The 22,361-nt window shown below is 64.0% G+C and carries 21 protein-coding genes and 3 pseudogenes; 12 read left to right on the top strand and 12 right to left on the bottom strand.

Features of this window, described 5'->3' with window-relative positions; all coding sequences use genetic code 11:
- The first annotated feature begins 42 nt into the window (after nt 1-42).
- A complete protein-coding gene (locus M1B34_RS32395) occupies nt 43-1,605 on the top strand; it encodes a DHA2 family efflux MFS transporter permease subunit (RefSeq protein ID WP_268267305.1) in 1,563 nt (520 codons plus the stop codon).
- Nucleotides 1,606-1,609: 4 nt separating this feature from the next.
- Here the strand turns inward: M1B34_RS32395 and M1B34_RS32390 are convergent, their stop codons facing one another.
- On the bottom strand, nt 1,610-2,377 hold the full coding sequence (locus tag M1B34_RS32390; protein WP_268267304.1) for an AraC family transcriptional regulator: 768 nt from the start codon (nt 2,375-2,377) through the stop codon (nt 1,610-1,612).
- 195 nt (nt 2,378-2,572) lie between these two features.
- On the opposite strand from M1B34_RS32390, the gene M1B34_RS32385 reads away from it, so the two are divergent.
- A complete protein-coding gene (locus tag M1B34_RS32385) occupies nt 2,573-3,016 on the top strand; it encodes a hemerythrin domain-containing protein (RefSeq protein WP_123336067.1) in 444 nt (147 codons plus the stop codon).
- Between the two features lie 69 nt (nt 3,017-3,085).
- On the opposite strand, the pseudogene M1B34_RS34260 reads toward M1B34_RS32385, so the two are convergent.
- From M1B34_RS34260 to M1B34_RS32370, 4 genes and pseudogenes are all read right to left on the bottom strand, one after another.
- A pseudogene (locus M1B34_RS34260) lies at nt 3,086-4,030 on the bottom strand (methyl-accepting chemotaxis protein); the annotation flags it as partial.
- Between the two features lie 351 nt (nt 4,031-4,381).
- Nucleotides 4,382-4,651, bottom strand: a pseudogene (locus M1B34_RS34255) (PAS domain-containing protein); the annotation flags it as partial.
- A 316-nt stretch (nt 4,652-4,967) separates the two neighbouring features.
- Entirely contained in the window at nt 4,968-5,273 is a 306-nt protein-coding gene (locus tag M1B34_RS32375) for an ArsR/SmtB family transcription factor (protein WP_123335036.1), read from the bottom strand.
- Nucleotides 5,274-5,386: 113 nt separating this feature from the next.
- Nucleotides 5,387-6,511: an alkene reductase gene (locus tag M1B34_RS32370; protein ID WP_268267303.1), complete on the bottom strand. Its 1,125-nt coding sequence runs from the start codon at nt 6,509-6,511 to the stop codon at nt 5,387-5,389.
- 432 nt (nt 6,512-6,943) lie between these two features.
- On the opposite strand from M1B34_RS32370, the gene M1B34_RS32365 reads away from it, so the two are divergent.
- The gene (locus M1B34_RS32365; RefSeq protein ID WP_123336069.1) at nt 6,944-7,414 is read left to right on the top strand and encodes a DUF4265 domain-containing protein; all 471 of its coding nucleotides are present in this window, start codon (nt 6,944-6,946) and stop codon (nt 7,412-7,414) included.
- A 43-nt stretch (nt 7,415-7,457) separates the two neighbouring features.
- Here the strand turns inward: M1B34_RS32365 and M1B34_RS32360 are convergent, their stop codons facing one another.
- Together M1B34_RS32360 and M1B34_RS32355 are read right to left on the bottom strand one after the other, a co-directional pair.
- Nucleotides 7,458-8,126: an HAD family hydrolase gene (locus M1B34_RS32360; protein WP_268267302.1), complete on the bottom strand. Its 669-nt coding sequence runs from the start codon at nt 8,124-8,126 to the stop codon at nt 7,458-7,460.
- A 102-nt stretch (nt 8,127-8,228) separates the two neighbouring features.
- On the bottom strand, nt 8,229-9,878 hold the full coding sequence (locus M1B34_RS32355; protein WP_268267301.1) for a WG repeat-containing protein: 1,650 nt from the start codon (nt 9,876-9,878) through the stop codon (nt 8,229-8,231).
- A gap of 453 nt (nt 9,879-10,331) precedes the next feature.
- Between M1B34_RS32355 and peaA the strand changes: the two genes are divergently transcribed.
- The 4 genes from peaA to peaD all read left to right on the top strand — a co-directional run bounded on the left by peaA (nt 10,332) and on the right by peaD (nt 14,925).
- Nucleotides 10,332-11,915 carry a quinohemoprotein amine dehydrogenase subunit alpha gene (gene peaA / locus M1B34_RS32350; RefSeq protein ID WP_268267300.1) on the top strand — a complete coding sequence of 528 codons (1,584 nt, stop codon included), beginning with the start codon at nt 10,332-10,334 and terminating at the stop codon, nt 11,913-11,915.
- Between the two features lie 80 nt (nt 11,916-11,995).
- A complete protein-coding gene (gene peaB, locus M1B34_RS32345) occupies nt 11,996-13,426 on the top strand; it encodes a quinohemoprotein amine dehydrogenase maturation protein (RefSeq protein WP_123335046.1) in 1,431 nt (476 codons plus the stop codon).
- Between the two features lies 1 nt (nt 13,427).
- Nucleotides 13,428-13,751, top strand: a complete 324-nt coding sequence (qhpC, locus tag M1B34_RS32340; RefSeq protein ID WP_123335048.1) for a quinohemoprotein amine dehydrogenase subunit gamma — start codon at nt 13,428-13,430, stop codon at nt 13,749-13,751.
- 40 nt (nt 13,752-13,791) lie between these two features.
- On the top strand, nt 13,792-14,925 hold the full coding sequence (gene peaD, locus M1B34_RS32335; RefSeq protein ID WP_268267299.1) for a quinohemoprotein amine dehydrogenase subunit beta: 1,134 nt from the start codon (nt 13,792-13,794) through the stop codon (nt 14,923-14,925).
- 84 nt (nt 14,926-15,009) lie between these two features.
- On the opposite strand, the gene M1B34_RS32330 is transcribed toward peaD, so the two are convergent.
- The 3 genes from M1B34_RS32330 to M1B34_RS32320 are packed head-to-tail and all read right to left on the bottom strand — an operon-like array spanning nt 15,010 to nt 16,784.
- Nucleotides 15,010-15,411: a lysozyme inhibitor LprI family protein gene (locus tag M1B34_RS32330; protein ID WP_268267298.1), complete on the bottom strand. Its 402-nt coding sequence runs from the start codon at nt 15,409-15,411 to the stop codon at nt 15,010-15,012.
- A 45-nt stretch (nt 15,412-15,456) separates the two neighbouring features.
- On the bottom strand, nt 15,457-15,867 hold the full coding sequence (locus M1B34_RS32325) for a GFA family protein (RefSeq protein ID WP_268267297.1): 411 nt from the start codon (nt 15,865-15,867) through the stop codon (nt 15,457-15,459).
- Nucleotides 15,864-16,784: an ADP-ribosylglycohydrolase family protein gene (locus tag M1B34_RS32320; protein ID WP_268267296.1), complete on the bottom strand. Its 921-nt coding sequence runs from the start codon at nt 16,782-16,784 to the stop codon at nt 15,864-15,866. The genes M1B34_RS32325 and M1B34_RS32320 overlap by 4 nt, the downstream gene beginning before the upstream one ends.
- Before the next feature lie 185 nt (nt 16,785-16,969).
- On the opposite strand from M1B34_RS32320, the gene M1B34_RS32315 reads away from it, so the two are divergent.
- The gene (locus tag M1B34_RS32315) at nt 16,970-17,428 is read left to right on the top strand and encodes an SRPBCC family protein (RefSeq protein ID WP_268267295.1); all 459 of its coding nucleotides are present in this window, start codon (nt 16,970-16,972) and stop codon (nt 17,426-17,428) included.
- Complete coding sequence (locus M1B34_RS32310) at nt 17,415-17,714, top strand: ArsR/SmtB family transcription factor (protein ID WP_259740433.1); 300 nt, start codon at nt 17,415-17,417, stop codon at nt 17,712-17,714. Before M1B34_RS32315 ends, M1B34_RS32310 begins: the two co-directional genes overlap by 14 nt.
- 410 nt (nt 17,715-18,124) lie before the next feature.
- Here the strand turns inward: M1B34_RS32310 and M1B34_RS32305 are convergent, their stop codons facing one another.
- Nucleotides 18,125-19,450, bottom strand: a complete 1,326-nt coding sequence (locus M1B34_RS32305; protein ID WP_268267294.1) for an aminotransferase-like domain-containing protein — start codon at nt 19,448-19,450, stop codon at nt 18,125-18,127.
- An 88-nt stretch (nt 19,451-19,538) separates the two neighbouring features.
- Here M1B34_RS32305 and M1B34_RS32300 point away from each other — a divergent pair, with 88 nt between their 5' ends.
- Together M1B34_RS32300 and M1B34_RS32295 are read left to right on the top strand one after the other, a co-directional pair.
- Nucleotides 19,539-20,168, top strand: coding sequence for a LysE family translocator (locus tag M1B34_RS32300; RefSeq protein WP_268267293.1), 630 nt, complete (start codon nt 19,539-19,541; stop codon nt 20,166-20,168).
- A gap of 26 nt (nt 20,169-20,194) precedes the next feature.
- Nucleotides 20,195-20,539, top strand: a complete 345-nt coding sequence (locus tag M1B34_RS32295) for an antibiotic biosynthesis monooxygenase family protein (protein ID WP_268262280.1) — start codon at nt 20,195-20,197, stop codon at nt 20,537-20,539.
- A gap of 26 nt (nt 20,540-20,565) precedes the next feature.
- Here the strand turns inward: M1B34_RS32295 and inhA are convergent, their stop codons facing one another.
- Entirely contained in the window at nt 20,566-21,255 is a 690-nt protein-coding gene (inhA, locus tag M1B34_RS32290; protein ID WP_123335072.1) for an isonitrile hydratase, read from the bottom strand.
- A gap of 114 nt (nt 21,256-21,369) precedes the next feature.
- On the opposite strand from inhA, the pseudogene M1B34_RS32285 reads away from it, so the two are divergent.
- Nucleotides 21,370-22,361, top strand: a pseudogene (locus tag M1B34_RS32285) (GlxA family transcriptional regulator).

The raw sequence follows: 22,361 nt of genomic DNA, 5'->3' as shown, positions 1-22,361 counted from the left end.
TGCGCCCGGGCATGTCGGTGGTGGTCACCGTGGACACCCGTCATGAGTAGCGCCGAGGCCGTTCCGGCGATTTCCCTGCGCACTTGGGTGGCGGTGCTGGGCAGCGTGGTGGGCTGCTTTATGGCCGGCATGAATGTGCACGTGACCAATGCCTCGCTGCCGGATGTCCGTGGCTCCCTGGGCGCCACCTTCGAAGAGGGCTCGTGGATCACCACGGCCTACCTGGTGGCGGAAATCATCATCATCCCCATGACCGGCTGGCTGGTGTCGGTGTTTTCCATGCGCCGGGTGCTGATGGTCGGCAGCGCCGGCTTCGTGCTGTTTTCCATTGCCTGCTCCCTGGCGCCGACCATCGAGAGCCTGATCCTCGCCCGGGTCTTGCAGGGCGCGTTCGGCGGCGTGCTGATCCCTTTGTCGTTTCAACTGATCGTCAGTGAATTGCCGGCGGCCAGGCACCCCTTGGGCATGGCCCTGTTTGCCGTGGCCAACAACGTCGCCCAGGCCGCCGGGCCGTCCCTCGGCGGCTGGCTCACGGACGCCTATTCGTGGCGCTGGATTTTCTATTTGCAGGTGCCGCCCGGGCTATTGCTGTTGGCGGCCATCGGCTGGTCGGTGCGCCCGCAACCCATGGCGCTGGAGAAGTTGCGCCAGGGCGACTGGGGCGGGATCGCGACCATGGCTGTGGGCCTGGCGGCGTTGCAGATTTTGCTGGAGGAGGGCGGCCGGCATGACTGGTTCGCCTCGTCGTTTATCGTCAACTGCGCGTTGCTGGCGGTCGTAGGGTTGCTGGCGTTCGTCTACATCGAACTGCGCCGTGAGCAGCCGTTGATCAACCTGCGCCTGCTGGGCCGCTACAACTTCGGCATCGCCAGCCTGATGCAGTTTTCCTTTGGTGCGGTGGTGTTCGGCGTGGTGTTCCTGGTGCCCAACTACTTTGCCGAGATCCACGGTTTCAACGCCCGGCAAATCGGCCTGATGATGATTCCCTACGGCCTAGTGCAGTTCGCCATGTCGTTCGCCACGCCGCGTTTGATGCGCTGGACCAGCGCCCGCACCATCATCATTGCCGGCTTTGCCTTCACCGCCATCGGCTGCCTGATGAACATGCACCTCAACCCTGACGCCTCACTGAATGTGATCGTACCGTCCCTGGTGGTGCGAGGCATTGGCCAGTCGCTGGTGGTGGTGGCCCTGGGCGTGATGGCGATTCAGGGGCTGGAAAAAGAGCAGTTGGGCTCGGCCTCGGGGTTGTTCTCCATGGTGCGCAATGTGGGCGGCGCCATCGGCATCGCGCTGTCCAGCCAGATCGTGGTCGAGCGAGAGAAGTTGCACGCCCAGTACATTGGCGAGTCACTGAACCTGTTTACCCAGGCCACCCAGGAGCGCTGGGCGGCGTTGGTCAATGTCTTGGCCCAGCGCCACCTGGACATGGCCAGTGCCCTGCATTCAAGCGCTGCGGGGCCCTTGCGCCAGCAGGCTTTGGCGCTGATGGACAAGGTGGTGCACCGCGACGCCTTGTTGCTGGCCTACAGCGATGGTTTCTTGCTGGCCGGGCTGGCGATGCTGCTGTGCGTGCTGGCGGGGTTTCTCTTGCGCCGGGCCTGAAGACTCAGCGGTAGAACGCCGAGGGCGGGGTGCCGAACTGGCGCTTGAAGGCCGCGGCGAAGGCGCTCTGGCTGTCGTAGCCGTGCTGCAGCGCCACCTGCACCACGGGCATGCCTTGGGCCAGGCACTCCAGGGACATCAGCAGCCGGGCCTGCTGGCGCCAGCGGCCGAAGGTGATGCCGGTGTGGCGCTGGAACTGGCGATGGAAGGTCTTGGCGCTCATGGCCAGCCGGTCGCTCCATTGCTCGGCGGTGCTGCTGTCGGCGGGGTCTTCGGCCAGGGTCCGGCAGACCCGCAGCATCCGCCCTTCCTCGGGCCAGGGCAGGCTGAACGGCAGGATCGGCAAGGAGCGCAGCTCATCGAGGATCAGGCGCATCAGCCGTCCGTCCCGACTGTCCTCGGGGTAGCCATCAGCCACTTGGGCGGCGGCCAGAATCAGCTCGCGCAGCAACGGCGAGACCTCGATCACGCAGTCGTTATCGGGCAGGTCGCCCATGGCATCGACATTGACGAAGATGCTGCGCATGCGCACCGCCCCACGCATACGCACGGTGTGCTCCACACCGGCCTGTAGCCACACGCCGCGGCTGGGCGGCACCACCCAACGCCCGGAGCGGGTGTCGATCACCAGCACCCCTTCGATGACGTAGGCCAGTTGCGAGCGCGGGTGGCTGTGGGCGGGGATCACGTGGCCGTTGGGGTAGTCCACCGCGATGCTGGTGACCGGGGTGGCCAGGCTGTTGATGGACGACACGACAAACACATCGGACATGGAAACGAACCGCCTTGGGGCCTGTGGCAAAACACCGGGCGGCCATCATAAAACCAAATGTCCATTTCAAGACAAGTGGCGCCTGATGACCTGGAAAAGGTTTGGTTTCTGGCAGTGCAATCAGGTTGAACCGTCGTTCTTGCGCCAGTGTCTAGTCAGAACAACCCCGTGATTGGCCTGTTTGGAGAACTGTCCTTGAACATTTTTGAAGCCCTGCGTGAAAGTCATGAACGTCAGCGCGGTTATGCCGCGGCACTGATCCAGACCTCCGGCGATACCCCTGAGCGCACGGCCGCCTATGCCCAGCTCAAGGCTGAGCTGCAGGCCCACGAAACCGCCGAAGAACGGTTTTTCTACGTGCCCCTGATGGAGCATGACAATGGCGTTGACCTGAGCCGCCATGCGATTGCCGAACACCATGCGATGGACGAGTTGATGGAGGACCTGGACGACACCGAGATGTCCAGCCCGGCCTGGCTGGCCACCGCGAAAAAGCTCGCGGAAAAGGTGCATCACCACTTGGAGGAAGAGGAACAGAAGTTCTTCCAGATGGCGGGCAAGATCCTCGATGACAAACAGAAAGACCAGTTGGCCAATGGCTACGTCAAAGAGTACGAAGAGCAGTTGGCCGCGGAGTAAGCTCCTGCGCTGAGCCTGAGTGGCCAGCGCTGGCGCCTGCAGCGGCGCCCGGGCTGGCCAACCGGGTTTTCAGCGGTTGAAACGCTCCACCAGGGAATACTGGGTGGCGGCGGTCTGGGTCAGTTCCTGGCTGACCTGGGCCGAGTGCACGGCCTGTTCCGAGGTCTGATCGGCCAGTTGGGCGATGGTGGTGATGTTGCGGCTGATCTCTTCGGCTACCGCCGTCTGTTCTTCGGTGGCGGCGGCGATCTGCGTGGTCATGTCGGTGATATGGGCCACCGCGTCGCTGATCCCGGCCAGGGCCTGATCGGCTTCCAGGACCCGCGCCACGCCTTCTTCCGCCTGGCGCTGGCCGTCTTCCATGCTTTGCACCGCATTGTTCGACGAGGTCTGCAACTGGCTGATCAGGTTGTGGATCTGGGTCGTGGACTGGGCCGTGCGTTGGGCCAGTTGCCGCACTTCGTCGGCCACCACGGCAAACCCCCGGCCCATGTCGCCGGCGCGGGCCGCTTCGATGGCGGCGTTCAACGCCAGCAGGTTGGTCTGGTCGGCGATGCCTTTGATCACATCCACCACACTGCCGATTTCATTGCTGTCGCGCGCCAGTTGGGCCACGGTTTCGCCGGTTTCCCCGACCACATTGGACAGCCGCTGGATGGCCTCGCGGGTATCTCGGGCCACGTCGCGGCCACGGCGGGTCAGCTGATTGGCCTCTTGGGTGGCGTCGGCGGTGCGCTGCACGTGGCTGGCCACTTCCTGGGTGGTGGCGGCCATCTGGTTCACCGCCGCCGACACCTGTTCGGTTTCCACCCGCTGGCGTTCCAGGCCACGGGAGCTGTCGCCGGCCAGGCGGTCGGAGCGACCGGCCAGTTCATTGAGCTGCTCGGCGGTGTCCTGCAGGCGCGTCAGGCAGGTCTTGAGGCGTGCATTCTGGCTGACGAACGCCGTCTCCAGGCGCCCCTGGGTGCCGGGTTCATCGCTGTACATTAATGCCAGCAAGGCGTCCGAGGTGGAGGCGTCGGTCATGCGCAGCACACGTTGCAGCGCCTGGTTTTGCCGTTGCTGGGCCAGCAGCGCCAAGGGCAGTGAAACCACGGCGGCGACCGCAAAGGCCAGGGGCGGGGCCAGCCAGAGGGCGCTCAGGCAGCCCGCCAGGCCCGCACCGAGCACCGGCAGCCAACCGAGCAATGCCGGCTGCCAGCGATGCCAGGCCGGAATGGCCGCCTGGCCCAGATTGAGGCGTTTGTACAGCGCATCGGCCCGACGCACTTGCTCGGCGGTAGGCTTGACCCGCACCGACTCGTAACCCACCACGCGGCTGCCGTCGAAGATCGGCGTTACGTAAGCGTTGACCCAATAGTGGTCGCCGCTCTTGGAGCGGTTCTTGACGATGCCCATCCACGGCTGCCCCTGCTTCAGCGCGGCCCACATATGGGCGAAGACGGCGGGGGGCACATCCGGGTGGCGGACGATGTTTTGCGGCGCGCCGATCAGGTCTTCGCGGACGAAACCGCTGATCTCGACGAATGCGTCGTTGCAGTAGGTGATCACGCCATGAGCATCGGTGGTGGAGATGAGCTTCTGTTGCGCAGACAGCGCAACCTCACGCTGTGTGACGGGTTGATTGTTTCTCATTTCCAGTTGCTCCATGTGTCCTGTGAAAAGCCATCGGCTGACAACTGCCAAAGGTGAATGTTTTTTAAATTCACCTTTTATAACAATGCGTTGCGATTATTGTCCGACAATAATCGCCTGCCTGTAAAACGCCATCATCGACCCCCGGTGCCCGTTGTCCACGGGCACCTTGCAGGCAAAAAAAAGCCCGCTTAACACGGACTGAAATGGGATTCTGCAAAGGAGTGACTATCAATCTAGGCGAGTCCAGGTGAAAACGCCGTGAAGAAAATGTCGTGACGATGGCAATGGGGGGCGATCAGCGAAGGCGGGCGTGTCAGATCAAATCGTTCAAGGCCTGCTGGAACTGCGCGATGTTCTGCTCGTGGCGCTTGTAGTAGGTCCAGGGGCCGATGCGCTGGGAGGTGACCAGTTGCGCCCGTTGCAGGGCGGTCAGGTACAGCGACACGGTGGATTGGGACAGGCCCACGCGCTCCTGGATGATGCTCACGCATACGCCCACTTGCTCAGGGTCGACTTCCTGTTCCGGGAAGGACTGCCGGGGATTTTTCAGCAGGCTGAGGATGTTCAGGCGGGCCGGGTTATCCAGTGCCTTCAGCGCTTCGCTCACATCGACACTCATTGCAGACACCTGATCACCGTGGATTTTGACGGCGCGATGGTAAGACATGACCGCCTGATCAACAAGCTGGCGCCCCCTGGCCGGCCCGGCACGGGAGCGCCTGGGTGCGTCGGTTATTCGGCGTAGGCTGGATAGTCGACATAACCGATGGCGGTGCCCCCGTACAGGCTGGTTTCATCCACCGGGTTGAGCGGCCATTGGTTGGCGATGCGCTGGGGCAGGTCGGGGTTGGCAATAAAGGGACGACCAAAGGCGATCAAGTCCCCCCAACCCGCGTCCAGTACCTGCTTGCCGCGTTCGGCGGTGTAGCGCCCGGCGTAGATGATGGCGCCGCTGAAGGCGGCCCGTACCGCCTGGCGGAAGGTCGCCGGCAGTTCCGGGGCGTTGTCCCAGTCGGCTTCGGCGATGGACAGGTAAGCCACGCCGGCGTCTTCCAGTACCTGGATCGCTTCGAGGTAGGTGGCGTGAGGGTCTTCTTCCACCAGCCCGAGATAGACCCGGGCCTCGTCGGTGCTGCTGAACAGCGGGGCAAAACGCACCCCCAGGCGCTCAGGGCCGACCACGGCGGACACCGCGGCAATCACTTCGCGCAGAAAGCGCAGGCGGTTTTCCAGGCTGCCGCCGTATAGGTCTGTGCGCTGGTTACTGTGGGCGGAGATGAACTGGTTGATCAGGTAGCCGTTGGCGCAATGCAACTCCACGCCATCGAAACCGGCGAGCAGCGCGTTGCGCGCGGCTTGGGCATACAACTGCACCAGTTCTTCGACTTCCTCGGTCTCCAGGGCTCGGGGCGGCGACGGCTCGGCCAGGGTGCCGGTACCGGGCCCGGTCTCGATAAACACGCTGACGTTTTTCGCGGCAATCGCCGAGGGGGCCACGGGTGCCCGGCCATCGGGTTGCAACGAGGTGTGGGAAACCCGGCCCACGTGCCACAACTGGGCAAACAGGATGCCGCCTTCGGCATGCACCGCCTCGGTCACTTGGCGCCAGCCCTGGATCTGCTCCGCGGAGTGAATGCCCGGGGTCCAGGCATAACCCTGGCCGCGGGGTTCGATCTGCGTACCCTCGGTGACCATGAACCCGGCGCCGCTGCGTTGCCGGTAGTAAGTGGCCATCAACGGATTGGCGATGTTGCCCGGCTGCGAGCTGCGCGAACGGGTCAGAGGCGGCAGTACCACGCGGTTGCGCAAGGTGTAGGGCCCGAGTTGGGTGGGGGTGAACAGGCTGTGCTGAGGCATGGGGATTCGCTTGGACAAGGAAGTGGAGCGGGGGCGAACTATATTTCTAGATATTGATATATGTCAATATATGCATGTCAAAGCGAAGATTCGGGAAGGGCGGTGCCTGAAGACAATCCTCACCACTTTTTTAGAACATTCGGTTTGTGCTTTCAGACCTGTCCGATAGAAGCGCCCCAGGCAGCCACGTATATTTCCTCCCGCTCGCCCAGCCAAAGGGGGTACTTCGGCTTAGGTGCCACTGCCGAAGTGTGGGCGAGCACCCTTCCTACCTTTCCAGCGCTTGCCTGGTTTTCCCCGCTGCAATCCTCGCCCTTGCCACTGCCCAGCGCCGTCGAAGATGCCGTTATGATGGTCGCCCTTTTCCGGCTGACGGCCTGATCCGAGCTTATGAATCAAAACCAGCCCCGCCCCGGCGCGTACTGCGCTTCCATGCATACCCTGATCGAGGTGTACGCCGACAACGATGACGGCCACCCGGTGTACGAAGAACTGCCGGCGCGCAAAGTCGACACCTACATCTACGAACTGCTCAGTTCGCCCGGCCTGGCGCTGAACCTGGCGCGGGGCGACATCGTCTCCATCAAGAACCCCCTGACCCACGCCGTGGTGCTGCAACGCGGCGGGCATTTTTGTGTGCAGGTGTATGCCGACACCTTTGCCGACGAGACGCTGGTGCGACTGGAATTGGAGGTGGCGCAGAGCCTGGACGGCACCCTGGATGGCGTTGCCGAAGGCAACCTGGCGCTGAGCATTCCCGCCACACAGGGCCTGGAGCGCACCAGCCGTTTTTTCGACCAGTTCTTTGCCGACACTGACGCCCAGTGGTTCTACGGCAACATCTACCAGAACCTCGACGACGATGAAGATGAAACCCTGCTGGACTGGTGGCTGACCGAGTAAAGGGCCAACCGGTGCCGGCCTCAGGACAAGGCCGGCAGGCAGGTCAGGCGGTTGCCCCGAGCATGCGTTCGATCTGCGCCCACAGCTGCGGGTCGTTGAAGTCGTCGACCACCAAGTGGGCGCCGGCCCGCAACAGGGTTTCCCGGCTTTGGCTGGTGGCCAGGCCGACAGTGAAAATCCCTGCGTTTACCGCCGCCGTCAGCCCGGGCACCGAGTCCTCAAAGGCCATGGCCTGGGTGGCCGGGGCCTGCAAGCATTCCAGGCCGGTGAGGTAGGGCAGGGGATCGGGCTTGGCCCGGGGCAGCTCCTCGGCCACCAGCACGGTGTTGAAGCGCTGGCGCAAGCCGAGCACGCTGAGCATGTGTTCGGCGTTGGCCCGTGGCGCGTTGGTCACCACGCACACACCAATGCCCTGGGCCTGGGCAAAGTCCAGCAGGTGTACCAGGCCCGGCATGGGCGTGAGTTGTGGCGAGAGTTGGCGAAAGCGCACTTCTTTGCGTTCGGCAAAGGCCTCGTGCTCGGCCACCGTGCGTTCGGGGAACAGGTAGCGACACATATTGGCGTTGGCCTGGCCGCTGACATGGGCTTCGAATTCTTCCAGGGTGAACACCCGATCGTCCTCTTCCAGCAGCAGTTGTTGCAGAGCCAACAAGTGCAGGGTGTCGGTGTCGGTCAGGGTGCCGTCGAGGTCGAAAAGCAAGGCGTTGAGCATGGGGGCGGTTCCTGTCGGGCCACGTCCGGGCCGGTGGCTGAAGCGATCAAGCCCCGCATCCTAGCAGGCTTGTCCGCCACCGTGGCCCGGTCGTGTCAGGGCTCAGCCTTGTTCGCTGGCACCCTGTGCCTGACCCTCATCGGCTGTCTCGGGTTGCGGGCAGTAGTCTTGCGCGTTGGCTGGCCACAGCACCTTGTTCTGGCCATCCAGCACTTGCTCGGCGCCGCATTCCAACTGGCTGACGGCAAAGCTTGTGGTGCCGTCCAGGCGGTACAGGGCCTTGAGGCTGCGGGTCTGATCGTCACCCAGGCCTTCCAGGGCATAACCGAAGATCGCGCCACGGGCTTCGTCGATCACCAGTTCCTGCCAATGGGCCGGGATCAGGCGTTGGCCCTTGAGGTCATAGAGCGCCACTTTCGACAGCGACGTGGTGTCTTCAAAGGCCAGCAGGAAGTGGCTGCTGGCGTCCAGGCGGATATTGGCGTACTGCCCAGGCTCCAGCAGCACCTTGCCCTTGGCGTCCATCACGCCCACGGTCTGGACCTGAGTCGGCTGGCCGAACACGGTGGTCTGTTTTCTCGGGCTGTTGGCGGTGCTGAAGATGAACAGGTCGGCATTCAGCGCACCGATCTGGGTGTAGGTCGGCTTGAACAGTTCGACGCCGTTGTCCACATCGAAGATACCGAAGGTGGCGCTGAAGGCGTTTTGCAGGACGCCGGTCTGGTTGTAGCCCGACACCTGCTTGAGCATGCCCATGGGGCTGAAGCCGGCAGGCTCTGCCGAGTCGTAGACCGGTTGCACCAGCCACTGGCCCTGGCGGTCGATCAGCCCGGCCTTGGCCCGTTCCCCTTCAGCGCCTTTGGCCATCACCAGCGCGCCCTTCTTGCCGAACACCTGGCAGGTGGAAAACTGCGCCGGGATCACCGTCTTGCCCTGGAAATCCATGTAGCCGCATGGGCTGTCATAGGCTTGTCGAAACGCCACCAGGCCGTCGCCCGGCACGCCCATCCACTGGTAACTCAGGTCGGTGACCAGCTTGCCCTTGGCATCGGCCAGGCCTTTGCCCTGGCCCTCGGCGCTGACCACCAGGTACTGGTTGCCCGCCGACTCGATGCTGTCGAACTCTACCTGGGTCTGTTCGCCGGTCTTGAGGTTGAGCGCCCATTTCTGGTCGCCGTGTTCACCGGTCATCCAGCCGCCGCGCTTGGTGAAGTCATCGCGCACCACGCTGGAATCCCACACCGCTTCGGTGACCACCTGGCCCTCGGGGCTGAGGATGCCGCGCTTGCCATCGAGCTCGTAGACGATGAAGTCGTCGTTGCCGCCGACGTACAGGTCATCGAAGCGCGGTGCCTGGATTTGCTTGCCCTGCTGGTCCATGACCCCCAGCTTGCCGTCCTGGCCGAAGCCGAAGTAACCCGGGGTCAGCAGACGCAGGTCGTCGGTGAAGTTGGCCTTGATGATTTGCTTGCCGTCGGCACTGGCCAGGTTCCACAGGCCGTCCTTGGCGAACAGGAAGCTGCTTTGCAGGGGGATCGACACCACGGCGTCGTAGTCGTTGTCGGGGCTGACCCGCACCACAGCGTTCTGGTCGAGCACCGCGCATTCACCGTTGGCGCACAGCGGCACCACCAGTGGCGCAGGGGCTGCCGCCTGGGCCTTGGGCGCGGCGTCTTCCTTGCAGCCGACCAGGGCCAGGGCCGACAGCGAGAGGATGAAAGAGCCGATACGGGCGGTGGTATGTCTATCCATGAACAGAGGTTCCTTGAGCATTGACGATTCTGGGCACTCGGCGCTTGTGGCACCGGCGCGTAAGGCGCGCCGATTGTCCAAGGCTGGGCCGAAAATGCAAGTGCCATCATCCTGAAATCACGCTGGGCGGGTGTATTTCGCAATAAAGCCCCTAGTCGGCCCGGCGACGGCTTTACTGCAAACACGGCGGCGGGCGCGTCGCCTTGGTCGGCCCACGTCTCACACTGAGACGTGTGTCGCGAAATTGAACGGCATTCAGCCCTTGGTGGGCGCCTATTGGCCGGATTGTATTTTCAAGTTATTGATTAGGTTGATTTTTATAAGCTGGCACGCTCCGTGTATTGCTCAAGCCAGACGTTTCTCTTGCCTCCATGACCGGCCTCGCCGGGCGTGGCAGAAACCATAAAAACGACCGACTAAAAATAAGAAAGTACCGTGGGAGGTTCGACCTAGATGAAGAGAAAACTCCGCTTGAGGCTGACCGGCAGCCTGCTGGCCATGACCGCCTGTGCCACCTTGCATGCCCCGCCCAGTTTCGCCGATGCGCGCGACGCCCAGACCCTCCTCAAGCAAACCTGCCAGGGTTGTCACACCCCTGAAGCCGGCGACGCCCTGAGCCGTATCAGCCATCAGCGCAAGACCCCGGAAGGCTGGCTGATGAGCATTGCGCGGATGCAGACCATGCACGGCTTGCAGATCAGCGATGACGACCGCCGCACCCTGGTCAAGTACCTGGCCGACACCCAGGGCCTGGCCCCCAGCGAGACCGAGGGCGTGCGTTACGCCCTGGAGCGCCGGCTCAATACGGTCGAGCACTTCGACGAACAGACCAGCCAGATGTGCGGCCGCTGCCACTCTGGGGCGCGGGTTGCCCTGCAACGTCGCCCGGCCGAGGAATGGGAACGCCTGGTGAACTTCCACCTGGGGCAATGGCCGTCCCTGGAGTACCAGGCCCTGTCCCGGGATCGGGACTGGTTCGACCTGGCCCGCAAGGACATGGTGCCGTTGCTGGCCAAGCGTTATCCCCTCGACAATCCGGCCTGGAAAGCCTGGCAGCAGGCCCGTCCCCAGGCCGAGGCGATGGCGGGTGACTGGAGCTTCAGCGGGCACCTGCCGGGCAAGGGCGAGTTGTCTGGGGTGATGAGCGTGGCAAGCGCCGGCGCTGACCAGTTCAAGGTCACGGTCAAGGGCCAGTACGCCGACGGCAGCCCGTTCAATGGCGAGGGCAGTGCGATCCTCTACAGCGGCTACGAATGGCGCGGCAATGTCACGGTGGATGGTGTGGTCATGCGCCAGGTGCTGGCGGCCAAGGGCGACGAACTGCAAGGGCGCATGTTCGAAGCCGAGCATGATGAGCGCGGCCTGGACTTTGTCGCAGCCAGGCACGGCAGCCAACGTCTGCTGGCGGTGCAGCCGGGCTACTTGAAAACCGGTGGCGAAAGCGAAGTGACCCTGGTGGGCACCGGCCTTGCGGGTACGCCGAGCTTCGGCAAAGGCGTGCACGTGCTCCAGGTGCTGGAGCAGAGCCCCGAGCGTATTCGGGTCCGTCTCAAAGCGGCGGCCGATGCCAAGCCGGGTGTGCGTGAGGTCAGCGTCGGCACGCTCAAGGGCGCGAGCCTGGCGGTGTACAACCGCATTGCCGAGGTCAAGGTGGTGCCGGCGTTCTCCGTGGCACGGATTGGCGAAGGCGGCGGTTCGACGCCCAAGGTCCAGGGGCGCTTTGACGCCGAAGCCTGGGGCAAGGGCGCCGATGGCAAGGCTTATCGCATCGGCGTGGTCCCGGCGCAGTGGAAGGTCGAGGCCTTCGACGAGCGCGCCAAGGACGACGAAGACGTCAAGTTCGCCGGCACCATGCAGGCCGATGCTGGGGTGTTCACCCCAGGCGACGCCGGGCCCAACCCGCAACGCAAGATGTCCACCAATAATGCCGGCAACCTCAAGGTCATCGCGGCCGTGGAGGACGGCGGCAAGGCGCTGACCGGTGAGGGTCACCTGATCGTCACCGTGCAACGCTGGAACAATCCACCCATTCCCTGAGGCGCTGTTGAACAGAGCACGACAGAGACTTTCAGGAATGACCGCAGGCCCCCGAAAAGGGGGCTGCACAGGAGGTTGTGATGGGCGCAATTTTGAACCTGGTGGAGCGTAACCTGCATGAAGTGCAGGTGGACGCCGACCGCATGCTGTTCCATATCCCCAGCAGTTCGCTGTTCGCCAGCGATGAACTGACCGGAAGCATCATCGACACGCTGCGTGGCGCAGGCTGTTCCTCGGACGATCTGGTCCAGCGTCTGGCGGCCCGCTACGACGGTGCGCAAGTCACCGAAACCCTGCACGAGCTGATGGCCCTGGAGCTGGTCAGCGATGGCTCGCCCCTGACCCCGGACATCGCCGTGCGCCGGGTCGAGCGCACGGCGATCAATACCGTGGTGCTCAACGTCAACACCGGCTGCAACCTGAGTTGCACCTACTGCTACAAGGAGGACCTGGACAAGCCCTCGGCCGGCAAGAAGATGGAGGTCGAGACCGCCATCGCCTCGGTGGAAATGCTGCTCAAGGAATCCCCGGACGAAGAACGCTTCACCGTGGTGTTTTTTGGCGGCGAGCCCCTGAGCAACCGCAAGCTGATCGAGTACATGGTCGACTACTGCGAGAAGCGTTTTCGCGAGGCCGGCAAGTTTGTCGAGTTCGTCATGACCACCAACGCCACCTTGCTCACCGAAGAAACCGTGGACTACCTCAACGCCCACCGTTTTGGTTTGTCGGTGAGCATCGACGGGCCCAAGACCGTGCACGACCGCAACCGCATCACCGTGGGCGGGCAGGGCACCTACGACGTGGTACGGCGCAAGGCCGAGATGCTGCTGTCGCGCTACAACAGCCGGCCGGTGGGCGCGCGGGTCACCCTGACCACCGGCGTCACCGACGTCGAAACCATCTGGGATCACCTGTTCAACGAACTGGGGTTCGCCGAGGTCGGCTTCGCCCCGGTGACCTCCGGCGATATCAGTAGCTTCAACCTCTCCGGCGAGGAATTGATCGAAGTCTTCGCCAGCATGAAACGCCTGGGCGGGCGCTACTTGGAGGCGGCCCTGGAGCATCGCAATATCGGCTTCTCCAACCTGCACCAACTGATTACCGACATTCACGAGGGGCACAAGAAGGCCCTGCCGTGCGGCGCCGGGTTGAAGATGCTGGCGGTGGATCACAAGGGCGAGTTGAACCTCTGCCACCGTTTCACCGGCTCGTCCCTGCCGACCTTCGGCAATGTCCACAGCGGGGTGAAGCAGGTGGAGCTCAACGACTTCCTGTCCCAGCGCCTGGACCGCAGCAACACCGGCTGCGAGAGCTGCCGCATCCGCAATCTGTGCTCCGGCGGCTGCTACCACGAGAGCTATGCGCGCTACGGCGACCCGGCGCACCCGACCTATCACTATTGCGAGCTGATGCGTGACTGGGTGGATTTCGGCATCGATGTCTACAGCCGGATCATGGCCCACAACCCTGCGTTCATCAGCAGTTACATCACTCCGCGCAAGGCCCACTGACATGAAGCATCTCAAGCCGATCAACAACAAAGCCCAGAAACTGGAACAGGCCGCCGCCGACAACCGTATCGAAGAAGTGGTGGCGATGAACTCCGTGGCCGGTTGCGCCTCGACCACCGACCCAGGCTGGGAAATCGACGCCTTTGGCGGTGTGTCGTCGCTGTGCCAGCCGATGGAAGCGGACCTCTACGGCTGCTCCGACCCTTGCTGGTGGCCGGCCCAGGTGCCGGACATGATGAGTACCTACCCGGACTGGAACAAGGACGCCCAGGCGTCCAACGAGAGCTGGCGCAACCTCGGCACCGTGTTCCCCAAAGACAAGTAACCGCCCGTAGACAGCAACGGAACAGAAGAAGGATTCCAGCATGCGATCCATTACTGCTTGCGGCCTGGCCGCTTCCGCCATCCTGGGTGCCTGTTCACTCAGCGTTCTGGCCGATGAAGTGCCGGCCCCTGAAAACCGGGCTTTGAACCCCGGCCATGAATACATGGTGACCACCAACTACCCGAACAACCTGCACCTGATCGACCTGGCCAACGACAGCCTCTACAAGACCTGCAAGATGCCCGACGCCTTCGGCCCCGGCAGCGTGCAATTGTCGCCGGACCGCAAAATCGCCTACGTGCTCAATAACCACTACGCGGATGTCTACGGCGTCGAGCTGGACAGCTGCAAGCAGGTGTTCCACGCCAGCATCACCCAGCAGCCCGGGGAGAAGGCGCGCTCGATGTTTGCCTTCACCGTCAGCCACGACGGCAAGGAGTTGTACACCGTGGCCAACCCGACCCAGATGCTCAACGACCGTTATGAGGTGAAACAGCCGCGCCTGGACGTCTACGCCACCGACGCCGGGATGAACGCCAAGCCGGTGCGCAGCTTCCCGGCGCCGCGCCAGCTGACCATCATGCAGAGCGGCGACGACGGCACCCTGTATGTGGCCGGTGCCGACATTTACAAAGTGAATGTGCAGACCGGCAAGTTCGACGTGCTGATCCCCAGCCGCCACTGGAAACGCCCCAACTACAGCGCCCCGGACGTGCTCTACGTGTGGAACCAGCAGACCTATCGCCACGATTTTTCGCTGCTCTACACCACCGCCAAGTTCAAGGACAAAAAGCAGGACCCGGCCACCGCCGATTACCTGTACGGGCTGTTCAGCGTCGACCTGAAGACCGGCAAGACCGAAACCACGGACTTCGGCCCGTTGACCGAGATCTACTTCAGTGGCATGCGTTCGCCCAAGGACCCGAACCTGATGTTCGGCGTGCTCAATCGCCTGGCCAAGTACGACATCAAGCAGAAAAAGCTGCTGCAGTCAGCGACCCTGGATCACTCCTACTACTGCATTTCGTTCAACAAGGACGGCAGCAAGATCTACCTGGCCGGGACCTTCAATGACGTGGCGATCTTCGACGCCGAGAGCCTGAAGCAGGTTGGCAGCGTCAAGCTGCCGGGCGGCGACATGGCCATCACCACGGCGCAGATCTTCGTGCGCTGACTTCGTCTGCCGCCACCGGCTCCTGTCGTGTGCGCCGGCTGGCCGGCAAAGTCCCTGCCGACGCCTTCGCGGGCAAGCCTGCTTCTACAGTCCGGGTACCGGGCAGCTCAGGTCGCCTTCCTGGCACTTCAGGTAGGTCTTGAGTTGTTCCACCCGTACCTTGGTCAGTGCCGTGGTGCAGTTGCTGTACACCAGCGGGTACACGCTGCCGCCTTCCACCCCTGATGCAGAGAAACCGCACTCGGCATCGCGAAACGCAACCCAGGCACGCTGGGCGCCGACCAGTTGCTTCTTGATCTCGGGCTGTTCTTTCAGGCGCTGGTTGATCTGCTGGTAACGGGCATTGAGTTCTTTGTCGGCGGCTTTGTACTGCTGGGCGGCGCACTGATTCATATCGCCTTGGGTGACCGCGTTGTCACAGTTGTCGGCCTGGGCCAGCGGGGCCAGCAACAGCGGAATCAGGGCGAGAAACAGGGTAGGGCGCATGAGCAATCTCTCTGTGAAAGGGGGCGGTTGGAAAGGTGTGGAAGATTAGCCGGTGGCGGGTGGCTGCCATTCGGGCCACATTTCCACGTCTTCATGGGCCAGCCAGGGCACCGCGTGGGAGGTCCAGATCTGCACGTGGGGAACGCTGCCCGGATCATCATCCAGGGTCGCCACCCGCAGGATCACATGGGGCTGCCCCGGCCGCTCGGCCAGCAGATGGGAGCCACACACCGAACAGAAGTGCCGCAGCTTGCCCGGCGATGACTCGAAGGACGAGAGCTTTTCTTCCCCACTGAGCCAGCGAAAATGCTCGCGCATCACCCCGGCGGTGGAAGCGAAGGCCGCGGCGTGGGCCTTGCGACAGGTGCGGCAATGGCAATGGCCGATGGGCATGTCCAGGCCATCGACTTCGTAGCGTACGGCCTGGCACAGGCAACTGCCTTGTAGGGGCTTCATGGGTGCGACTCCGTGTTGGCCAGTACCAGCAAGGCATCGGCGCTGGCCTGGATCTCATCGGCCATGTGCAGTTTGGCCAGCCACGCCTCGGGAATGCCCTGGACCCCGTAATAGGCGCCCGCCAGTTGGCCGACGATCGCCGCCGTGGTGTCGGCGTCATCCCCCAGGTTTGTGGCTTGCAGCACCGCGTCGGCGAAGCTGTCGCTGTGCTGGAAACACCACAATGCGGCTTCCAGGGAGGCGACGCAGTAACCGCTGCCGACAATCGCTTCGCGGGGTTTTTCCAGGTACTGGCCCTGGGCAATGGCCGCCACCTTGGGTTCGCTGAAGCTCAGGTCCGTCAGCCGTTGCAGCTCGGCCTTGGTGGCCCCGTGCAAGGCCTTGGCGATCAGCGCGGCGAACAGTTGGCAGCACTCGATGGCTTCCGGCGCGGCGTGGGTGGTGCGCGAGCTGTCGGCGGCCAATTGGGCAATACGCTGGGCATCGGGGAAAGCGAACAGCACCACCGGCGCCAGGCGCATCAGCGAGCCGTTGCCGGCGGTGTAGGGGTTGCTCGAACCGGAATAGGCGTTACCCGTGGCCTGGAACTCGGCCAGGGCCTCGCGCACGGTGATGCCGATGTCGAAGCACTCGCCGGTGGCGCTCAGGTAGCCCCATTGCCACCAGTTGAGGTAGCGGCCCATCTGGTCCGCCGGGTTGAAGGCGCCTTTGTTGATCAGGCTTTCCGCCAGGCACAGGGCCATGGAGGTGTCGTCGGTCCACTGCCCGGCCTTGAGGTTGAATGGCCCGCCGCCAAGCATGTCCGTGACGGGGGCAAAAGAACCGCGGGGTTTGAACTCCACCGTGGTGCCGACGGCGTCGCCGCAGGCCAGGCCAAGCAGGCTGCCACGGTAACGGTCAGAGAGGCGCAGAAGCATGAATCGTCCTTGGGGTCAGGCTGGGGCTTGCGACAGTAGCATTTTCCCGAGGGGGAATGGACCGTGCGCAGGCGACCGTCGAGCCATGCTGTGGCACTCCGCTTGATGCCCAACGGTCGGAGTCATGCAACTCATTGGTTGCGTTTGAGCCAGGGCCAACTAGTGTTCAGCACTGGAGGTAACCCATGAACTCATCTGATCGCATTGAACGAAAAATCTTGCTCAAGGCCCCGCGTGCCGAGGTTTGGGCGGCGCTGGCGGATGCCGAAACTTTCGGCAGCTGGTTTGGCGTGGCCTTGGCCGGTCAGGCGTTTGTGCCTGGTCAGCGGACCCGCGGGCCGATTACCTACCCCGGCTACGAGCACCTGGTCTGGGATGTGTTGATCGAGCAACGGCTGCCCGAGGAGGTGTTGGCGTTCAGCTGGCACCCCTATGCGGTGGAACCGGGGACCGACTATTCGGCCGAACCCACCACCCTGGTGCAATTCGAGCTCGAAGACCTGCAGGGCGGCACCTTGCTGCGGGTCACCGAGTCGGGCTTCGATGGCATCCCGGCACAGCGGCGGCTCAAGGCCTTTCGCATGAACAGCCGTGGCTGGGACGAGCAGATGAACAACATCGAGACCTACCTTGCTCAACCCTGACCCGGCCTCAAGGGCCATCATGGAGCGCTCGGCGCTGATCTTTGCGGCCCTGGGCGACGGCACCCGCCTGCGCTTGGTGGCGCTGCTGTGTGAGGGCCAGCCCTTGTCCATCAGCCAATTGACCCAGGCCACCGACATCAGCCGCCAGGCGGTGACCAAGCACCTGCAAGTCCTCGCACTGGCCGGCCTGGTGCGCGATGCCAAGCAGGGGCGCGAGCGGCGCTGGGCCCTGGAGCCGACGCAATTGATCCTGGCCCTGCATGCGCTAGAGCGTTTCTGCCGCTGAACAACTCAGGTTTGCGCCTGGGGCTAAGGGTTTTCGGAGGGGGGGGGCTATAGCGAATGTCTTACGTCAGACGGTAAGAATATCGCCTTTTGCCCTCAGGACTTTCCCCGTAACCTTCATTCCATCAACTGCAGCACAGGAAGTGCTGCAGGATCAGGGACGATCGACCATCTGCATGGAGGCACCGACAGGGAGTCACCGATGGTCTTGGAGAAAACCCGCTTCGGCGGGTTTTTTTTTGCCTGCGATTCAAGCAAGCAGCCTGTCGCGAGTTCGCCAGCGATGAGGCCCGCAAGATCACCATCGCCGGCAAGCCGGCTCCTGCAAGGCTCTTGCATCCCCGAACACATCTGTAGGCGCCGGCTTGCCAGCGATAGGGCCCGTAAGGCCACCCTCCCCGTGAAGCCCATTCACCGCGTGACTTCATGGCGAACCTGGGTCAGGGCCTGTTCCAGCAATGGCAGGCCAATGGACCCCAGGGCCAGCCGCAATGCCTGGGGCACATGGGCGGTGGTGGCGAAGGGCTGGGCCGAGGTCACCCGCACGCCCTGTCGCTCCAGGGCACCGACCACGCTGTCGGCGCGCAGGCCTTCGGGCAGTGTCAGCCAGAGGTAATAGGAACTCGGGTGAGCCAGGTACTCACAGCCCTTGAGCACTCGTCGTGCAAGTGTTTGCCGAGCCTGGGCATCCAGGCGCTTCTGTTCTTCCAGGCTGTCCACCAAGCCGGACTCAATCCAGCGGCAACCCAGGGCCACGGTCAGCGACGGCGTGCTCCAGGTGGACACGCGAATCGCCTGCTCCAGGGCCGGGATCAATGCCAGGGGCGCGGCGATAAACCCCAGGCGCAAGCCCGAAGCCACGCTCTTGGATAAGCCGCTCACATAAATCGTGCGCTCCGGGGCGAGGTTTTGCAGGGGCTTGGGCGAAGGCTCGGCAAGGAAGGCGTAGGCGCCGTCCTCGATCAGCAGTAAATCGTAGGCTCGGGCCAGGTGCACCAGGCGTTGCCGGTCGGCGTCGGGCATCACTGTGCCCAGGGGGTTGTGCAGGGTCGGCATGCAATACACGGCCCGCACCGGGCGCCGTTGGCACAAGGCTTCCAGGGCATCCAGGTCCATTTGTCCCTGACGCTGGGGCAGGGCTTCCAAATCCAGGCGATGACTGTGGGCCAGGGTTTTCATTCCCGGGTAGGTGAGGGCGTCGAGGGCGAGCACCTCCCCCGGCTTGAGCAGCGCCATCACCGTCACCGCCAGGCCTTGCTGGGCACCGTTGACGATCAGCACCTGGTCACCGCCGACCCGTACCTGCCGATTGCGCAAATGCCGGGCCGCCGTTTGCCGCTCGTGGGGGCGCCCGCCCTGGGGCGCCGAGTGCAGCAGGGCATCCAGGTCCCCCGAGGCGGCGATGGCGCGCAGTCCTTCCCGCAGGCTTTGTGCCTGGCCGGGCAGGGACGGGTAGTTGAAGGTCAGGTCGAGCAGGCCGTCGGCCGCCGGCTGTTGCTCCAGGCCTATGCCCCGGGGCAGGCAGGTGTCGCGGACAAAGGTGCCACGGCCCGGCTCGCCCACCACCAGGCCGGTGGCTTCCAGTTCGTTGTAGACCCGGAGCGCCGTGGCCAGGGCCACCCGCTCTTCGGCCATCAAGGCACGCACCGTGGGCAGTTGGATGCCCGGGGCCAAGTGGCCATTGCGAATCAGGCCTGCGAAGCGGTCGACGATGATTTTGTAGCGGGTACGGGGCATGGCAGGGCCTGCTGTATCTAGAACAGTTTTTTGTTTGTATCAGATTGGCGGCCTAATCTAGCGCCTTTCCCGTTGGAGCGCTCCCGCCATGTTGGACCTGGCAACCCTCTCGATTTTTCTGGGCGCGGTGCTGCTGTTGCTGCTCTCGCCGGGGCCGAACATGGCCTTTGTGATCAGCCACGGCGTGGCCTATGGCTGGCGTGGTGGCGTGGCCTCGGGGCTGGGCATCGGTGCGGCGGACGTGCTCCTGACCCTGCTGACTGCCAGCGGCGTCACGGCGCTGGTGGCCGGTTGGCCGCCGGCTTTCGACCTGATCCGCTACGCCGGGGTGATCTACCTGCTCTGGCTGGCGTATCAGGCGTTGCGGTCCCAGGCCCCGGTCGACCTCGACAGCCGCCCCAGGGTACCGCTGCCCACGGTGTTTGTGCGGGCGCTGTGCAACAGTTTGCTGAACCCCAAGGCGCTGCTGTTTTTCATGGTCTTCCTGCCGCAGTTCGTGCACCCGGAACGCGGCGCCATCGCTGGGCAACTGCTGGTCCTGGGGTTGCTGCTGACCCTGGTCAGCGGGGTTTTTCATACCCTGCTGGGTGTGTTTGGCGGGGGGCTGCGGCGGTTTTTTTCGACGGGTTCCGGGTTTGCCAGGGTTCAGCCCTGGCTGCTGGCGGCGGTGTTGCTGTGGCTGGCCCTGCGTTTGCTGCTGATGGCCCGCCCTGTTTGATGGATCACTCACAAGGGAGTTCGAACATGTACATCGCCGCATTCATCTATAAGCCGGGACAACGGGATGAGGAGTTTCAGCGCCTGAGCGCGATCATCGACGAGATTGCCCACAGCCTGCCGGGTTTTGTCGGCAGCCAGTCGTGGGTGTCTGCCGATCAGCAGTTGATCAACGCCAGCTATTACTGGGAAGACGAAGCCTCGATCAGCGCCTTTGCCCGTCACCCGCAGCACCTGGCCGCCAAGCGCCAATATCAGCGCTGGTACGCGGGTTATCAGGTGGTGATTTCCAAGGTGGAGCGCACCTATGGCGACGGGCGCATCAGCCAATTACTTGGCAACAGTCGCGCGGGGCACGTGGGCCGGGCCTGAGCCGGGCCCACGTGGCAGGGCATCGGTCAGCCCGCGAGGCCCAGGCGCTGGGCCGCGCGTTGGGTGACTTGGGTGCGCACTTTCAAGGACTCGACGACCTTGCTCAGCGCCTCATCGCGCACCGCAGCCGGGGCGGTGTCCGGGCGGCCGGCGTTGAACGGCGGTGCCGGTGCGTATTCCAGCTGCAACTGCACCAGCTCGGCACGGGCCTGGCCGAACAGCTCGGCGGCCAGCACCAGGGCGAAATCAATGCCGGCGGTGATGCCGCCACCGGTCAGCAGGTTGCCGTCACGCACCACGCGCTCCTGCACCGGGATGGCGCCCAGGGGCGCAAGCAATTCGTGGTAGGCCCAGTGGGTGGTGGCGCGCTTGCCTTGCAGCAGGCCGGCGGCGCCGAGCACCAGGGAACCGGTGCACACTGAGGTCACGTAGCGCGCGCCTTCGGCGTGCTGACGGATGAAGTCCAGGGTGGGTTCATCCTCCATCAGGGGGCCGACACCGGAGCCGCCGGGCACGCAGATCACATCCAGCGGCGGGCAGTCGGCATAGGTGGTGGTGGGGTGCAGGACCAGGCCGGTGCTGGCGACCACCGGCTCCAGGTCCTTCCAGATCAGGTGCACTTTGACGTCAGGCAGGGAGGCCAGCACGTCGTAAGGGCCGGTCAGGTCCAGTTGCTGAACCTGTGGAAACAGTAGAAAACCTATCTGCAGCGTCATTGCATTTCCCCTTGGTCGATCCGATGGCTCTTACCCGAAAAGCGGGTGGACGGCTGAACTCTAGCGCCCTAATCTCTGGCGTATCCGCCAACCTGCCCACGAATCACGCCAATCATGCCCAACGCCGCCAAAACCGTTTACGTGCTGGCCTTTGCCAATGCCCAAGTGCTGGACGTCACCGGCCCCTTGCAGGTGTTTTCCTCGGCCAATGACCTGTTGCGCCAGCGCGGGTTGCCGGCGCCCTATGTGGCCACGGTGATCGCCGCGCCGGGCGGCCCGTTGCAGACCTCGGCGGGGCTGGCGCTGGTGGCCGAGCCGTTGCCGGCCGAGGACGCACCGAGCGATACCCTGATCATCTCCGGAGGCTGGGGCGTGTATGCCGCCGCCGAAGACCTACGGTTGGTGGACTGGGTTGCGCGCCAGGCCGCGCGTTCGCGCCGCGTGGCGTCGGTGTGTACCGGGGCTTTTCTGCTGGCGGCCAGCGGCTGGCTCGATGGCCGGCGAGTGGTCACCCATTGGACGCGTTGCGAGCAGTTGGCCGAGGAATACCCGCAGTTGCGGGTGGAGCCCAATCCGATCTTTATCAACGACGGCCCGGTCTGGACCTCTGCCGGGGTCACCGCCGGCATCGACCTGGCCCTGGCCCTGGTGGAGCAAGACCTGGGGCGAGCGGTGGCCCTGGATGTGGCCCGGCAACTGGTGGTGTTCCTCAAGCGCCCCGGCGGCCAGTCGCAGTTCAGTGTGACCCTGGGCCTGCAACAGGAGGGGCAGCGCTTCGATGAACTGCACGCGTGGATTGCCGAGCACCTGGCCCTGGACCTGAACATCGCCACCCTGGCCCAGCAGGTTGGTATGAGCGAGCGCAGCTTCGTCCGCCATTACCGTGCCGACACCGGGCAAACCCCGCCCGGGCCGTGGAGCTGATCCGGGTGGAAAGCGCCCGGCGCCTGCTGCTGGACACGCCATTGCCGATCAAGCGCATTTCCGGGCAGTGCGGCTTCGGCAGCGAAGAGACCCTGCGCCGCAGCTTCCTGCGGGCCATCGGCGTAACGCCCCAGGCCTACCGCGAACGCTTCGCCGCCGAGGGTGCCCTGGAGGCGTTCTAG

Source organism: Pseudomonas morbosilactucae, from assembly GCF_023241715.1.
GTDB lineage: Bacteria > Pseudomonadota > Gammaproteobacteria > Pseudomonadales > Pseudomonadaceae > Aquipseudomonas > Aquipseudomonas morbosilactucae.
Note: the sequence above shows the minus strand (reverse complement) of the source record. Positions and strands in the feature narration are given on the sequence as shown.

Excerpts from the sequence above, each read along its gene's own strand:
- peaA (WP_268267300.1), top strand. The coding sequence starts at position 10,332 with ATGAAGAGAAAACTCCGCTTGAGGCTGACCGGCAGCCTGCTGGCCATG.
- M1B34_RS32365 (WP_123336069.1), top strand. The coding sequence starts at position 6,944 with ATGCATACCCTGATCGAGGTGTACGCCGACAACGATGACGGCCACCCG.
- M1B34_RS32355 (WP_268267301.1), bottom strand. The coding sequence starts at position 9,878 with ATGGATAGACATACCACCGCCCGTATCGGCTCTTTCATCCTCTCGCTG.
- M1B34_RS32305 (WP_268267294.1), bottom strand. The coding sequence starts at position 19,450 with ATGCCCCGTACCCGCTACAAAATCATCGTCGACCGCTTCGCAGGCCTG.
- M1B34_RS32300 (WP_268267293.1), top strand. The coding sequence starts at position 19,539 with ATGTTGGACCTGGCAACCCTCTCGATTTTTCTGGGCGCGGTGCTGCTG.
- M1B34_RS32330 (WP_268267298.1), bottom strand. The coding sequence starts at position 15,411 with ATGCGCCCTACCCTGTTTCTCGCCCTGATTCCGCTGTTGCTGGCCCCG.
- M1B34_RS32295 (WP_268262280.1), top strand. The coding sequence starts at position 20,195 with ATGTACATCGCCGCATTCATCTATAAGCCGGGACAACGGGATGAGGAG.
- qhpC (WP_123335048.1), top strand. The coding sequence starts at position 13,428 with ATGAAGCATCTCAAGCCGATCAACAACAAAGCCCAGAAACTGGAACAG.
- M1B34_RS32375 (WP_123335036.1), bottom strand. The coding sequence starts at position 5,273 with ATGAGTGTCGATGTGAGCGAAGCGCTGAAGGCACTGGATAACCCGGCC.
- M1B34_RS32390 (WP_268267304.1), bottom strand. The coding sequence starts at position 2,377 with ATGTCCGATGTGTTTGTCGTGTCGTCCATCAACAGCCTGGCCACCCCG.
- peaB (WP_123335046.1), top strand. The coding sequence starts at position 11,996 with ATGGGCGCAATTTTGAACCTGGTGGAGCGTAACCTGCATGAAGTGCAG.
- M1B34_RS32395 (WP_268267305.1), top strand. The coding sequence starts at position 43 with ATGAGTAGCGCCGAGGCCGTTCCGGCGATTTCCCTGCGCACTTGGGTG.
- M1B34_RS32370 (WP_268267303.1), bottom strand. The coding sequence starts at position 6,511 with ATGCCTCAGCACAGCCTGTTCACCCCCACCCAACTCGGGCCCTACACC.
- peaD (WP_268267299.1), top strand. The coding sequence starts at position 13,792 with ATGCGATCCATTACTGCTTGCGGCCTGGCCGCTTCCGCCATCCTGGGT.
- M1B34_RS32325 (WP_268267297.1), bottom strand. The coding sequence starts at position 15,867 with ATGAAGCCCCTACAAGGCAGTTGCCTGTGCCAGGCCGTACGCTACGAA.
- M1B34_RS32315 (WP_268267295.1), top strand. The coding sequence starts at position 16,970 with ATGAACTCATCTGATCGCATTGAACGAAAAATCTTGCTCAAGGCCCCG.
- M1B34_RS32360 (WP_268267302.1), bottom strand. The coding sequence starts at position 8,126 with ATGCTCAACGCCTTGCTTTTCGACCTCGACGGCACCCTGACCGACACC.
- inhA (WP_123335072.1), bottom strand. The coding sequence starts at position 21,255 with ATGACGCTGCAGATAGGTTTTCTACTGTTTCCACAGGTTCAGCAACTG.
- M1B34_RS32320 (WP_268267296.1), bottom strand. The coding sequence starts at position 16,784 with ATGCTTCTGCGCCTCTCTGACCGTTACCGTGGCAGCCTGCTTGGCCTG.